Genomic DNA, 13,552 nt, shown 5'->3' with positions numbered 1-13,552 from the left:
AATTCAGCCGCGGAATCACCCGGTGACCAGCAAAAACCCTTGGCGGGCCGAGAGGCCCCGGCGTAGGGTGGGGAACAATCGTCCCGACCCGCCAGGAAGAGATACCGATGCCCACTGTCGCCGAAACCATGATCGCCACCCTCAAGGCCAACGGAGTCCAGCGGATCTACGGGGTGGCGGGTGACTCGCTCAACGGCCTCACCGACGCGATGCGCAAGGACGGGTCGATCGCCTGGCTCCCGGTGCGGCACGAGGAAACCGCCGCCTTCGCCGCCGGCGCCGAGGCGGAAATGACCGGCAGGCTCACGGTCTGCGCCGGAAGCTGCGGACCGGGAAACCTGCATCTGGTCAACGGGCTCTACGACGCCAACCGCAACCGCGTCCCGGTACTGGCCATCGCCGCGCACATCCCCACTTCCGAGATCGGCAGCAACTACTTCCAGGAGACCCACCCGGCCGAGCTCTTCCGCGAGGCCAGCGTGTTCTGCGAGACGGTTTCCGCCCCCGAGCAAATGCCGCGGCTGCTGGAAATCGCCATGCGCACGGCCATCGAGCGGCGCGGGGTCGCGGTGCTGGTCATCCCCGGAGACGTCGCCCTTGCCGAGGCCAAGGGCACGCGCGTCTCGGTGCTCAACGCCAGCCGCTCCGCCGTCCTGCCCCACGCCGAGGACCTGGCCCGGGCCGCGGAGCTGCTGAACGCCGCCAAGCGGGTCACCATCCTGGCCGGCGCCGGCGTGGCGGGTGCCCACGCGCAGGTCATTGACACCGCCGGGATCCTCGGCGCCCCGGTGGTGCACGCGCTGCGCGGCAAGGAGCACATCGAGTACGACAACCCCTACGACGTCGGGATGACCGGCCTGCTCGGCTTCGCCTCCGGGTACCGGGCCATGGACGCCGCCGACACCATCCTGCTGCTGGGCACCGACTTCCCCTACCAACAGTTTTACCCGAGGGATGCGAAGATCATCCAGGTCGACGTGCGCGGGGAACAGCTGGGCCGGCGCACCCCGATCGACGCGGGGCTGGTCGGCACCGTCGCCGACACGCTGGAGGTGCTGGCACCGCTGCTGGAGCGCAAGGCCGACACCACGCACCTGCAGGACGCGCAGAAACACTACCGCAAGACCCGCGAGAAGCTCGACGACCTGGCCACCCCCGCGCGCAAGGGCGCGAAGATCCACCCGCAATACCTGGCCCGCACGCTGGACGAGCTGGCTGACGACGACGCCGTCTTCCTGGCCGATGTCGGCTCCCCGGTGGTCTGGGCGGCCCGCTACCTCACCATGAACGGGCGGCGCAGGCTGCTGGGATCCTTCAACCACGGCACCATGGCCAACTCAATCCCGCAGGCCATCGGGGTCCAGGCCTCGAACCCGGGCAGGCAGGTGGTGACCCTTTCGGGCGACGGCGGGCTGGCCATGCTGCTGGGCGATTTGCTCACGCTGGTCCAGTCGAAGCTGCCGGTGAAGATCGTGGTCTTCAACAACTCGTCACTGAACTTCGTGGAACTCGAGATGAAGGCGGCCGGGTTCGTCACCTTCGCCACCGACCTGTCCAATCCCAACTTCGCCGACGTCGCCACGGCCATGGGCATCCGCGGGTTCCGGGTGGAAAAGTCGAAGGACCTGCCCAACGCCCTGCGCGACGCCCTGGCCCATGACGGTCCCGCCCTCATCGACGTGGTGACGGATCGCCAGGAACTCTCAATGCCCCCGGCCATCACCGCCGAGCAGGCGAAGGGCTTTGCGCTCTACGCCGTCCGCACCGTGATGTCGGGAAAGGGCGACGAGCTGTTGGACCTTGCATCCACCAACTGGCGCCAGCTCTTCTAGACGACGGCACGGGCACGCAAGGCAGCCACCGCCGCGTCGGTCTCCTCCTGGATGAGGTCGGCGTTGACCATCGCCCCAACGCGCAGCCCGTCGGCGGCGGCCATCATCACCTGCGCCATGGGATCCCGCGTGTTCCCTGCCGCCCACAGCCCCGGGATCTCGGTCTTGCCGGTCTCGTCGGCGGCCACGTGTGTGCCGATGCCCGAGGGGTGCGCCGTTGCCTGCAGGCCAACGCCCGCCAGGGCCGCGATCCCCGCCGTGAAGCGCGGCATGACAACCAGGGCATCGACTGCCTGCTCGCCACCGTCCCGGAAGGCCAAGTGGGTCAGGTGCGTCTCGTTGCCGCGCACCGCGATGATTTCCTGCGCCATGATTCCGATGCCGCGAGCCTCCAGCTTTTCGCGTTCCAGCGGATCAAATTCCCGCCCCGGTGCAGTGAACAGAGTGACGCGATCGCTCAACTGTCTGAACATCAGGGCCTGGTGGACGGCAAAGGGGCTGTCGAGTACGGCAATGTCCCTGTCCCTGACCTCCCAGCCGTGGCAGTAGGGACAGTGCAGCGCGTTCTTGCCCCAGTATGCCGCCAATCCCGCAACCTCAGGAAGCTGGTCGCTGACACCCGAGGCGAGGATGATACGGCGGGCGGCAAGCCACCGCCCGCCCTCCAGCTCGATTCCGAAGCCGGCGTCGTCGCGGCGCGTTGCCGTGGCCCGGGCGTCGCGGAATTCGACGCCGTAGCCCCCCGCCTCTGCCCGGCCGAGGGCAAGTAGCTCACGTGGCGGCAGTCCGTCGCGCGTGAGGAAGTTGTGCACTCCTTCGGCCGGGGCGTTGCGCGGTTCCCCCGCATCGATGACGACGACGCTGCGGCGGGAGCGTCCCAGCGCCTGGGCTGCGGCCAGTCCCGCCGCTCCCCCGCCGATGATGGCCACGTCGAATGTATCCGGCGTCGTGTTCATGGTTCATGCTCCTTGGATCGTCTTTTCACCGGGGAAATCCGGTGCACCACCCAGCATGGATCCATCTCCCAACATCTGGCAATCATTTTTGCCGGTATGGCAAAATGGGACCATGGAACAAGACCTGGACAGCACCCTCGCGCAAGTCGGACCCCGGCTGCGCAGCCTGCGGAACGGCAGCAACTTCACCCTGCAGGAGCTCTCAGCGCAGACCGGCATTTCGGTCAGCACCCTGTCCCGACTGGAATCCGGCCAGCGCAGACCCACCCTGGAACAACTCTTGCCACTGGCGCGCGCCCACGGTGTGCCCCTGGACGACTTGGTGGGGGCTCCGGCCACCGGGGACCCGCGCATCCACATCAGGCCCATCGTCCGCCACGGCATGACCATCCTGCCGCTGAGCCGCGGGACCGGCGGCGGGCTCCAGGCATTCAAACACGTGATCCCGGCAGGCAAAACCATTGCCGACCCGCCGCTGGCGACCCACGAGGGCTATGAATGGCTCTATGTCCTGAAGGGGAACCTGAGACTGCGGCTCGGGGACCACGACCTCGTCCTCCCGGCCGGCGAGGCGGCCGAATTCGATACGCACACCCCGCACTGGTTTGGGCTGGCGGACGGGCAGGGCGTGGAGTTCCTCAGCCTCTTTGGGCCGCAAGGCGAACGCATGCATGTTCGGGCCAGGCCAACCCGGAAGAATCCTGCGGCTTCCTAGCACACCCGGCACATGGGGCTGCCCTGCCGGCCGACCACTTCCAAAAAGGCAGACTCACTAGGATGGGCTCACTTCGGTGCGGTGCCCGGCGGACCGTTGAGCACGGTGGGGACGTATTCGAGCAGCTGAAGCCGTCCGTCGAAGGTTCTGCTGTCCACCATTTCGAGTGCCACGTCCGGATACCCGTCGTAGATGCGTTCCTTGCCGGTCCTGCCCGTGATCACGGGGAAAACGACTATCCGGAAGCGGTCCACGAGTCCCGCGGTCAGTAGCGACCGGCTCAGGCTGAGGCTCCCGAGGGTGCTCATCGGACCGTTGCCGCTCCGCTTCATCTCGGCCACGGCCTCGACCGCATCCCCGCTCACCAGCCTCGAATTCGGCCAGCTCAGGGGCGCCCGAAGGGACGAGGAGAAGACGACTTTGGGCACGTCGGCAAGGCCCGTCAGACTGGCGGCTTCGGTCTCGGAGAATCCGGAATCCGCGGCCGCCGCCTCCGCCGACATGGCGGACATCAACCGGTAGGTGTTCGCGCCGAGGAGGTAGGTGTGCTGCTTCTGCCCTTCCCGCTCGAGCCAGGCAAGGTATTCCGGCGCCTCAAGGCCCCACCAGCCGGGCCATCCCTCGGCCGAGGCGTACCCGTCCAGGGAAATGATCAGGTCCACCATTAGCTCCGCCGACGACACCCCTGCCGTAGTCTCGCCCATGATGTTCCCCCGATCCGATCGACGTAGCCCTCTGCCGGTCCCCTGTCCCGAGGACGGCCAGTTCGTTTTCGGGCCTCACCGGCACCTGGACAATCGGGTGCCCCGTCCGTGCCCGTGCCAGCAATGCTAGGCCCGGTCCCAGTGGAGTTCAAGGGGCCGGCGAGACTCATGAAAAGTGCTCGCAGATTAGAGGGACCGAATTGACTCACGAAAGGATTTCACGTGCCTGGACGCGTTGCCTCATGGCAAAAGGTCGGGGTGACCTAGGGCGCGGAGAACCTCGAGGGAATGGCGCTGACGGTGAGCCCCCGCAAGGCCGTCACGGTGGTCATGTTCCTGGCGTGCCCGGGCGCGCGGGCGGAGAAGGCCCGAACCCTGGATGACCTTGAAAGTTCATAGGTTTGAACCGGGATGAGGCACGGGGGCGATGCCTAGGGACTTGGAGAAGCGACCTGCGTTCACTCAGCCGGCTCGGGTGCCGGTTTGTGGCCAGTGGAGGCAAATCATGGTCGGACACGCGCACGCTGGTTGCGACCGGGACCACGTCCCTGCGCCCGGACCTGGCCGAGCCGGAGAGCCGCTGTGGATCCCTGGTGTGCCGGCAAATTAAGTTTCCACTCCCCTGTCCGGACGGTGCAGTCCGGGGCCGCCGGCATGTTCCCCGTGCTTGTCTCCGCACCACCGGCACGCCCTAAGTGCCTTTCCTTCATCCCGCCCGCCCCGGTTTGTTGCCTGCCGTGCATGGCGGGCCCATACTGTGCACATGGAAACCGACAATCTTGCAGCGTTCCAACTTCTCCTCGACCGATGGGCCGAAGCCATAGTCGCCAACGATGCAACACGGATCGGCTCCTTCGCCGAACCGGACTGGACGATGGTCACTCCCGAAGGGGGTCCGGGAAAACGGGAGGGGTTCCTTGCGGCCGTCGAGTCGGGGAACCTTACCCACTCCGAGATGTCCTTCGAGGTCCTCGAGGCCAGGGTCTATGGCGACGTGGCGGTGGTGCTGGCCCACGGCACCAACAAGGGCCGGTGGCAAGGAGAGCCGTTCGCTGCCGACGAGTGGGTGACGGAAACCTTCATCCGCCGGCCTTCCGGATGGCTTTGCGCCTTCTCGGCCTTGACCCCGAATTACGCGGCGGCCGCGTCGACGATGGAATAGTCGTCGAAGTGCCTCCGCTACCCGCGGCGGCCTCGGCCATGGCGTTGAGAAACCAGCTCCGCCAACCATCCCGGCGGCCAGCGACGCGACTTTCAACCGGGCAGTGACGCCCTTGCCTACCGGCCCGCCCGGCGCGCCAGCCATGAGCGGGGGGCCGTGCTGCCGGCCGACGGGAGATTCGAAAACCGGCCCGTGAACGTCGTATCTGCATCGGCCACGGATCAAGGCTCAGCGCGTACGCAACCTTTCCGTGCGCCCAAAGCGTTCCCGCGTCAGGTAGGCCAACTGCGCTTCCTTCTCCGCCAGCTGGATCTTGGGCCCAAGCTCAAAGCACGTGGCCTCCAGCCGGCGAACCGCCTTGTCATTCCGGGCATCGGGCTCCACCACGATCCGGTCGATGGCGGGGTCGGAGAACATGAAATTGATCAGCGAGGTGGCCAGCCGCGGCGTGAAATTCGGGACGGGACGGGTGGCCGGTGCCAGCAGCAGGTGCATCCCGATGTCCTCAACTCGGGCCGGGTAGGCCTCCCCCACGGGATCATGCAGTGGCTCGTAGGTCTGGAAGAGGGCCACCGGTTCGCCATCGAGCAGCACCAGGAACGCGTGGTGCGTCTGAAGCGACTCGAGGAACTGGTAGACCTCCAGGACGTCGCTGCGGGAGTATTCGGTCATGCCCCAGTACCGGGCACGATCCTGCGTGACCCAGCCGTGGATGAGGTCGAGGTCGCCCTCCGGGGACAGCGGCACGACCCGTACCGTCCCCCAGGATTCGAGGTCCTCGGTGTAGAGGGCGGCGCGAAGGCCGAGGTCCTGGGCCGTTGTGGGGGTGGTTTTCATGGGGTCCTTCCGGATGGGGGTTCCGTGGCAAGAGCGGGGTCTTTGACCAGCAGGTTCCAGTCCGTGATGACCGGAACGAGGCCGCCGGCCGCCCAGAGCGGCAGTTGGTCGGAAAAATGGGGGCGTTCGGGGTTGCCGTCCGCGCCGAACGGGACGACCCAGCGGGAATTCGCGCGGTCCGCCAGGTCCCAGACGTAGCGGGCCACCGGTCCGCGGAAGCTGCGGTCCTCGACGCCGGGCAGGGACTCGGTGGCGAGCACGCAGCCGGTGTCGCCGGAGAGGGCCGTGGCCGGGACGCGGGCCGCGAGCCGGCCGGGAAGCTCGTGCACGGCCAGAAGCGTGTGGTGCCCACCCCAGCTTTCCTCCGGCCCGGCGGCGGCCTCGGCCAGGGCGGCCGCAGCCTCCGCACCCGTGTCGATCCCCAGCTCGGTGCCACGAAGCAGCAGGGTCTCAATGGCGAAGCCCACCCGGGAGGCCACCGAAAGCCACGGCCCGAACAGCGGCGAATACCCGTGCGCTGTGGCCAGGGGTTCCAGGGCCGGGTGCCGGGCAATCCTGCGGACCAGGGCCGAGCGCCACGCGGCGAACGCCCCTGCGTCGCCACTGCCCGCGGCCATGTGGCCGTCCCAAGCGAGTATGCGGGCGCGGAGCCGGGCGGCGGCGGGCGCCAGCGTCCGGGCATCGAGCGATCCCAGCAGGGCACGGAAGGCGGGCAGCGAGCCGAGCAGGGTGTCCGAGTGGATGGCCTGCATGTCCGCCACGGTGAGGGGTTCGGCATCGGCGGTCTCCAGGAGTTCGCGGATCCGCCGGGCGCGGTGGGCGGGAGCGAATTCCATTCCGACGGGGTCCCCGCCTCCCGCTTCGCGGTCGTTGGCGCTCACCGCGAAACGGTCCACCCCGGTCCTCGGCAGCTGCACATAGCTGCCGTCCCAGGCATGTTCGGCCGAGGCTGCAGGCACCGGCACGCGCCGGTTCTCGTGGTTTCGCCGCGGCACCAGCCCGGCAAGGAAGTGCCGCACGGTTCCTTCGGTGTCCGCAGCGAGAACGCTGTTTACCGGCTCCACCCACCGCTCCAAGGCCGTCTCCACGTCGGCGACGCGGCGGCTGCGCAACAGCGGCAGCAGTGCCTCAAAACCCAGCCGCCCCTCGACCCGGGCCGGCATCCGCAGGCTCAACGCGCCGCCGTCGAGTCCCCCGGCGACGACCGGGCCGCGGGCGGTCTCGATAACCTCCACGTCCTCGGATGCCCCGCCGCGGACCAGGATCGTCTCGACGCTCGCGACGGCGGATTCCCAGCCCAGGGGGCCATACGCCTGGATGCCGCCGTCAGCGCTCCGGCGCAGCTCTTCCTCGAAGAGGTCCTGGTAATCGGCCATGGCGTTGGTGATGGCCCAGGCGGTATGGCCGGTGTGGCCGAAGTGCGGCAGGCCCGGGACGCCGGGGAAGGCGAAGCCGACGGCGTCGAACTCGGGGCAGGACAGGTGAATCTGCTGGTAGACCCCGGGCAGTTCCAGGATCCGGTGCGGGTCCCCGGCGATCAGCGGCGACCCGCCCGCGGTGGCCGACCCGTGGGCGGCCCAGGCATTGCTGCCGGACCATACGGGGGCCTCGATGCTGAACAGGGCGACGGCCTCGGGTCCCAGGGTCCGGGCGACATGGGCTCGGAAGAGCTTGTTCGGGAACGTGGAGAAGAGGATGTGCTGGACGAGGAACACGCCCAGGGGGGTCCACGGGTTCCACCGGGCCGGAGCGGTGCCGGACTGATCGAATTCCGGCCCGCCGCGCAGCCCGGCGTCGAGCGCCTGGTTGATGCCGTCCACGTAGCCGGTGCACCAGCGCTGCGTGTCGGCGTCGAGGGACTCGAAGCAGCGGCGCGCGGTGTCGTCGAGCCTGCACTGGCGGGAGAAACGGTCCCACGGCACGCCGTCGGCGCCCAGCATTTCGGCGGTGCGCCCCTCGGAGCGCCAGCGTTCCAGCTCAATTTGCCAGGAGCGGTCGGTGGCGGCGTTCAGGCCCTGCAGATGCGCCAGCTGGTCTGCGGAATCGGCCCGCAGGTGCGGAATCCCCCAGCCATCGCGGTAGGTGCCCGAGCCGGGGACATTGCCGGAGGTGTGGTTGCCGGGGCTGGCGGGGGCAGGCGTCATGATCACAGGGGCGCTCTCGAACTTAGGTTAGGCTTACTTAAGTCAAAGATAGGTGACCTGGGGCGCGTTCTCAAAACCGGGGCGCTTCATGAAGGAGTGTTGCATGAAGCGCAACCGGGAAGGCATCGTCTTCCTGACCGCCATGGGCTCCAAGAATCTGACCCTGGAGGTCATCGGCCGCGAGCAGGTCGCCCCAGGCTTCCCCCGCGCATCAGCAGATTCATCATGCTTCCGGGTCCGCACCTGGATGAAAGCAGCGGATACTGTCCGCCCGACGTAGTTGACATGGGCAATGGGTGCGCCCGATTCGGGCCGCGGCGGCAAATTCGAGGAATCGCTCTTCGCGATGCAACTGTTAACCGCGAAAACCGCTGGCGTCCCGACAGGAACGCCAGCGGTTTTCGCCACCTAACTTGAAAATCACCAAGGGCGCCGGCTTCACCGTTGTGGTGACGCTGGCGCCCTTGGGCCGATGTGGTTGGGGTGGGACCTAGAAGTCCCAATCCTCGTCTTCGGTGTTGACGGCCTTGCCGATCACGTACGAGGAACCCGAGCCGGAGAAGAAGTCGTGGTTCTCGTCTGCGTTCGGGCTCAGTGCCGAAAGGATCGCCGGGTTTACATCGGTGACCGATGCCGGGAACATGGCTTCATAGCCCAGGTTCATCAGCGCCTTGTTGGCGTTGTAGTGCAGGAACTTCTTGACGTCCTCGGCCAGGCCGACACCGTCATAGAGGTCGTGGGTGTACTGGACCTCGTTCTCGTACAGCTCGAACATGAGCTCGAAGGTGTAGTCCTTCAGCTCCTGCTTGCGCTCCTCCGAAAGTCCCTCCAGGCCCTTCTGGAACTTGTAGCCGATGTAGTAGCCGTGGACGGCCTCGTCGCGGATGATCAAACGGATCAGGTCTGCGGTGTTTGTCAGCTTGGCGCGGGAAGACCAGTACATCGGCAGGTAGAAGCCGGAGTAGAACAGGAACGACTCGAGCAGGGTCGAGGCGATCTTGCGCTTCAGCGCATCTTCACCGTAGTAGTAGCTCTCGATGATCTGCGCCTTCTTCTGCAGATTCTCGTTCTCGGTGGACCAGCGGAATGCGTCGTCGATTTCCTTGGTCGAGCACAGGGTCGAGAAGATCGACGAGTAGCTCTTGGCGTGCACCGATTCCATGAAGGCGATGTTGGTGTACACGGCCTCTTCGTGCGGGGTGAGTGCATCGGGGATCAACGAGACGGCTCCGACCGTGCCCTGCAGGGTGTCCAGCAGGGTCAGGCCGGTGAAGACGCGCATGGTGAGCAGCTTCTCGGCCTCGGTGAGCGTGTTCCACGACTGGACGTCGTTGGACAGCGGGATTTTCTCCGGCAGCCAGAAGTTGTTGACCAGTCGGTTCCACACCTCGACGTCCTTGTCGTCCTGGATGCGGTTCCAGTTGATGGCTTCGACGTGGCTGGCCAGCTTCAGCTTCTCAGTCATTTCCGTCCCTCTTCTTGCTAAGTTTTTGGTTGTAACGGGTGCGCGTACGACGGCGGGTGGGAACCCGCCGCCGTACGCATTCGGTTGTTAGGCTATCGCGACCTGGCAACCGGGGGTGAAGCGGCTGCGATTAGAGCATGCAGCTGACGCAACCATCCACTTCGGTTCCTTCGAGAGCCAGTTGGCGCAGGCGGATGTAGTAGAGCGTCTTGATACCCTTCTTCCATGCGTAGATCTGCGCCTTGTTGATGTCGCGCGTGGTGGCCGTGTCCTTGAAGAACAGGGTCAGGGACAGGCCCTGGTCCACGTGCTGCGTGGCAACCGCGTAGGTGTCGATGATCTTCTCGTAGCCGATTTCGTAGGCATCCTGGTAGTACTCCAGGTTGTCGTTGTCCAGGTACGGGGCCGGGTAGTACACGCGGCCGATCTTGCCTTCCTTGCGGATCTCGATCTTCGCCGCCACCGGGTGGATGGAGGAGGTCGAGTTGTTGATGTAGGAGATCGAGCCGGTCGGCGGGACGGCCTGCAGGTTCTGGTTGTAGATGCCGTGCTCCATGATGGAGGCCTTCAGCGCACGCCAGTCGTCCTGCGTCGGGATGTCGATCCCGGCGAAGAGTTCGCGCACACGCTCGGTGCCCGGAACCCATTCCTGCTCGGTGTACTTGTCGAAGAACTCGCCCGAGGCGTACTTCGAATCCGCGAAGCCGTCGAAGGACTCACCGGTTTCGATGGCGAGCTTGTTCGAGGCACGCAGCGCGTGGAACACCACGGTGTAGAAGTAGATGTTGGTGAAGTCCAACCCCTCTTCGGAGCCGTAGTGGACGCGTTCGCGGGCCAGGTAGCCGTGCAGGTTCATCTGTCCCAGGCCGATGGCGTGGGTCTTGGCATTGCCCTGGGCGATCGAGGGCACCGAGTTGATGTAGGACATGTCCGACACTGCGGACAGCGCGCGGATCGCGGTCTCGATCGAGGCCCCGAGGTCCTTGCCGTCCATGGCCTTGGCAATGTTCATCGAGCCGAGGTTGCAGGAGATGTCCTTGCCCACGGTCTTGTATCCGAGGTCTTCGTTGTACTCCGAGGGAGTCGAGACCTGCAGGATCTCCGAGCACAGGTTGCTCATCGAGATCTTGCCCTTGATCGGGTTGGCGCGGTTTACGGTGTCCTCGAACATAATGTACGGGTAGCCGGATTCGAATTGGATCTCCGCCAGGGTCTGGAAGAATTCGCGCGCGTTGATCTTGGTCTTCTTGATGCGCGCATCATCGACCATCTCGTAGTACTTCTCGGTGACGAAGATGTCGCTGAACGGCACGCCGTAGACCCGCTCGACGTCATACGGCGAGAAGAGGTACATGTCCTCGTTCTTGCGGGCCAGATCGAAGGTGATGTCCGGAACCACGACGCCCAGGGACAGGGTCTTGATGCGGATCTTTTCGTCGGCGTTCTCGCGCTTGGTGTCCAGGAAGCGCAGGATGTCCGGGTGGTGCGCGTTGAGGTACACGGCACCGGCGCCCTGGCGTGCGCCCAGCTGGTTGGCGTAGGAGAAGCTGTCTTCGAGGAGCTTCATCACGGGGATGACGCCGGAGGACTGGTTCTCGATCTGCTTGATCGGGGCGCCGTGCTCGCGGACGTTGGTCAGCGAGAGGGCAACGCCGCCGCCGCGCTTGGAAAGCTGCAGCGAGGAGTTGATGCCGCGGGAGATCGACTCCATGTTGTCTTCAATGCGCAGCAGGAAGCAGGAGACGAGTTCGCCGCGCTGGGCCTTGCCGGCGTTCAGGAACGTCGGGGTGGCGGGCTGGAAGCGTCCCTCGATGATCTCGTTGACCAGGGCGACTGCCATTTCCTCGTTGCCGCGTGCCAGGTGAAGTGCAACCATGCAGACGCGGTCCTCGTAGCGCTCAAGGTAACGCTTGCCGTCAAATGTCTTCAGCGTGTACGAGGTGTAGAACTTGAAGGCACCCAGGAACGTCTCAAAGCGGAACTTCTTGGCGTAGGCACCGCGGTAGAGGTCGCGGATGAAGTTCATCGTGTACTGGTCGAGCGTCTCGCGCTCGTAGTACTCGTGCTTGACCAGGTATTCGAGTTTCTCGTCCAGGTCGTGGAAGAACACGGTGTTGTTGTTCACGTGCTCCAGGAAGTACTGGCGTGCCGCGGCACGATCGGCCTCGAACTGGATGCGCCCATCTGCCCCGTAAAGGTTCAGCATGGCGTTCAGCTCGTGATAACCCAGGCCCTGAAAAGCGGCCGGCAATTCCTTAGAATCCTGCTTCATTTCAGGTACTGCGACTTTCGTGTCCAAAAGACTTCCAATCCTTCGCGAACCCGGGTCACATCTTCTGGAGTGCCCATGAGCTCAAATTTGTATAGAAGCGGAACGTTGCATTTGGCTGCGATCTTGATTGCGGCCAAGCAATATGTGGTTCCAAAGTTTGTGTTTCCGGCACCAATTACGCCTCGTAATAGGTTTCGGTTGCGCTCATCGTTGAGGAACTTGACGACTTGCGGGGGTATTGATCTTTCGCCCTTTTCACCGCCATAGGTGGGAAGCAGTAGCACATACGGCTCAGCCGCCACCAAGTGCGGTTCATGGTTCAGCAACGGAATGCGAGCGCATCCCAGATCCAGTTTCTCCACGAATCGGTGGGTATAACCCGAGGCCGAGGAGAAATAGATCAATTTGCTGTTGGTAAGTACCTCTGCCGGAACGGCGTGATCATGCATTGGCGGTGTAGCCAACGATGAAGCAGGCATCTTGATCGCCTCGAAATCACTGGAATCGGTAAGGCTGGAGGTGGCTGGTTAGGCCACGGAGGAGCTCAAATCCTGGGCCAGCTCATCAATCTTGTCCGGTCGGAAGCCCGACCAGTGGTCGGCATCGGTGATGACAACCGGTGCCTGCATGTAGCCCAGGGCGCGTACGCGCTCCAGGGCAGCGGGATCCTGCGAAATGTCAACGCTTTGGTAGACGATGCCCTTCTTATCAAGAGCTCGGTAGGTTGCGTTGCACTGTACGCATGCTGGCTTCGTGTAAACCGTGACGGTCATATCCGTAAATCCCCTCGTGCAAAAATTCTGTGTATGTGAAGTGGCTGGGTCCCTATGCGCATTCCCCGCGGGAAGAGACATACGAACGTTTTGCTCCGAGGGCGATTGAGCCCTCAGGAGGCGGGGATTCGTACATTTCTCCGTATTCCGGAGGTTCGCGCACTAGGCCTCACCAGCTAATTCAATACTACATCTAGTAGGGGTCGGGGCGTTAGACCCCAACATGATGTATTACACCCCTGTCATTCGACCCCACACCTGTCCACAAGCCTTGTGGATAAAGAGCGGCCGTTAAACCGCATGAATCCAGCGAAATCGAAAATCTATCCACACCCTGTGGAGCAATCAACCACAGATTAAAGAACTGGCGTGTCGTTCAGCACGGCGTGTCGAGTACCTGGCGTCAAACCACTAGATATGGCCCGACAGCATGAACGCTAGCACTACTGGTAGTAGACCTGGCCGCCAAACGCCGCACTCTCCCCCACAAAAAACGCAGCGGGTCGAGAGCCGCACCCATGAAGAAAATTTTCCCCTTAGGCGGCTGGCAATATGATGGACGCCTGACTCAACGTTCGTTCGCGCTGCGCCCCCGAGACCGGGGAAGTCAAACGGACAGAGGGCATACCCGTGCAGCATCCAACGCTGGGCGGTGCACGACTGAAAACTTGGATCCGGGTGCCGGCAAAAGA

The 13,552-nt window shown here is 64.5% G+C and carries 12 protein-coding genes; 4 read left to right on the top strand and 8 right to left on the bottom strand.

All coding sequences use genetic code 11. The features are described 5' to 3' along the window. Positions 1-107 precede the first annotated feature (107 nt). The gene (gene poxB / locus KRR55_RS04350) at positions 108-1,832 is read left to right on the top strand and encodes a ubiquinone-dependent pyruvate dehydrogenase (RefSeq protein ID WP_217387838.1); all 1,725 of its coding nucleotides are present in this window, start codon (positions 108-110) and stop codon (positions 1,830-1,832) included. Here poxB and KRR55_RS04345 read toward each other — a convergent pair. Further along, complete coding sequence (locus KRR55_RS04345) at positions 1,829-2,788, bottom strand: NAD(P)/FAD-dependent oxidoreductase (protein ID WP_217387837.1); 960 nt, start codon at positions 2,786-2,788, stop codon at positions 1,829-1,831. The genes poxB and KRR55_RS04345 overlap by 4 nt on opposite strands. A gap of 112 nt (positions 2,789-2,900) precedes the next feature. On the opposite strand from KRR55_RS04345, the gene KRR55_RS04340 reads away from it, so the two are divergent. After that, on the top strand, positions 2,901-3,503 hold the full coding sequence (locus KRR55_RS04340) for a helix-turn-helix domain-containing protein (RefSeq protein ID WP_217387836.1): 603 nt from the start codon (positions 2,901-2,903) through the stop codon (positions 3,501-3,503). Between the two features lie 68 nt (positions 3,504-3,571). On the opposite strand, the gene KRR55_RS04335 is transcribed toward KRR55_RS04340, so the two are convergent. Next, entirely contained in the window at positions 3,572-4,207 is a 636-nt protein-coding gene (locus KRR55_RS04335) for a dihydrofolate reductase family protein (protein ID WP_217387835.1), read from the bottom strand. 763 nt (positions 4,208-4,970) lie between these two features. Here KRR55_RS04335 and KRR55_RS04330 point away from each other — a divergent pair. Then, positions 4,971-5,369: a nuclear transport factor 2 family protein gene (locus KRR55_RS04330; protein ID WP_217387834.1), complete on the top strand. Its 399-nt coding sequence runs from the start codon at positions 4,971-4,973 to the stop codon at positions 5,367-5,369. Between the two features lie 228 nt (positions 5,370-5,597). On the opposite strand, the gene KRR55_RS04325 is transcribed toward KRR55_RS04330, so the two are convergent. Both KRR55_RS04325 and KRR55_RS04320 read right to left on the bottom strand, forming a co-directional pair. Next, the gene (locus tag KRR55_RS04325; protein ID WP_217387833.1) at positions 5,598-6,206 is read right to left on the bottom strand and encodes a GNAT family N-acetyltransferase; all 609 of its coding nucleotides are present in this window, start codon (positions 6,204-6,206) and stop codon (positions 5,598-5,600) included. Next, complete coding sequence (locus KRR55_RS04320) at positions 6,203-8,350, bottom strand: penicillin acylase family protein (RefSeq protein WP_217387832.1); 2,148 nt, start codon at positions 8,348-8,350, stop codon at positions 6,203-6,205. Before KRR55_RS04320 ends, KRR55_RS04325 begins: the two co-directional genes overlap by 4 nt. 103 nt (positions 8,351-8,453) lie before the next feature. On the opposite strand from KRR55_RS04320, the gene KRR55_RS04315 reads away from it, so the two are divergent. Then, positions 8,454-8,630, top strand: a complete 177-nt coding sequence (locus tag KRR55_RS04315; protein WP_217387831.1) for a hypothetical protein — start codon at positions 8,454-8,456, stop codon at positions 8,628-8,630. Positions 8,631-8,840: 210 nt separating this feature from the next. Here the strand turns inward: KRR55_RS04315 and nrdF are convergent, their stop codons facing one another. The 4 genes from nrdF to nrdH all read right to left on the bottom strand — a co-directional run bounded on the left by nrdF (position 8,841) and on the right by nrdH (position 12,860). After that, positions 8,841-9,815: a class 1b ribonucleoside-diphosphate reductase subunit beta gene (gene nrdF, locus KRR55_RS04310; protein ID WP_217387830.1), complete on the bottom strand. Its 975-nt coding sequence runs from the start codon at positions 9,813-9,815 to the stop codon at positions 8,841-8,843. 130 nt (positions 9,816-9,945) lie between these two features. Next, entirely contained in the window at positions 9,946-12,087 is a 2,142-nt protein-coding gene (gene nrdE / locus KRR55_RS04305; protein ID WP_217387829.1) for a class 1b ribonucleoside-diphosphate reductase subunit alpha, read from the bottom strand. Continuing rightward, positions 12,084-12,566: a class Ib ribonucleoside-diphosphate reductase assembly flavoprotein NrdI gene (gene nrdI / locus KRR55_RS04300; RefSeq protein ID WP_217387828.1), complete on the bottom strand. Its 483-nt coding sequence runs from the start codon at positions 12,564-12,566 to the stop codon at positions 12,084-12,086. Before nrdI ends, nrdE begins: the two co-directional genes overlap by 4 nt. A 48-nt stretch (positions 12,567-12,614) precedes the next feature. Beyond that, positions 12,615-12,860 (bottom strand): glutaredoxin-like protein NrdH, encoded by a 246-nt coding sequence (gene nrdH, locus KRR55_RS04295; RefSeq protein ID WP_217387827.1) that lies wholly within the window; start codon positions 12,858-12,860, stop codon positions 12,615-12,617. Positions 12,861-13,552 lie beyond the last annotated feature (692 nt).

This window comes from Paeniglutamicibacter quisquiliarum (genome assembly GCF_019084045.1).
Lineage (GTDB): Bacteria > Actinomycetota > Actinomycetes > Actinomycetales > Micrococcaceae > Paeniglutamicibacter > Paeniglutamicibacter quisquiliarum.
Note: the sequence above shows the minus strand (reverse complement) of the source record. Positions and strands in the feature narration are given on the sequence as shown.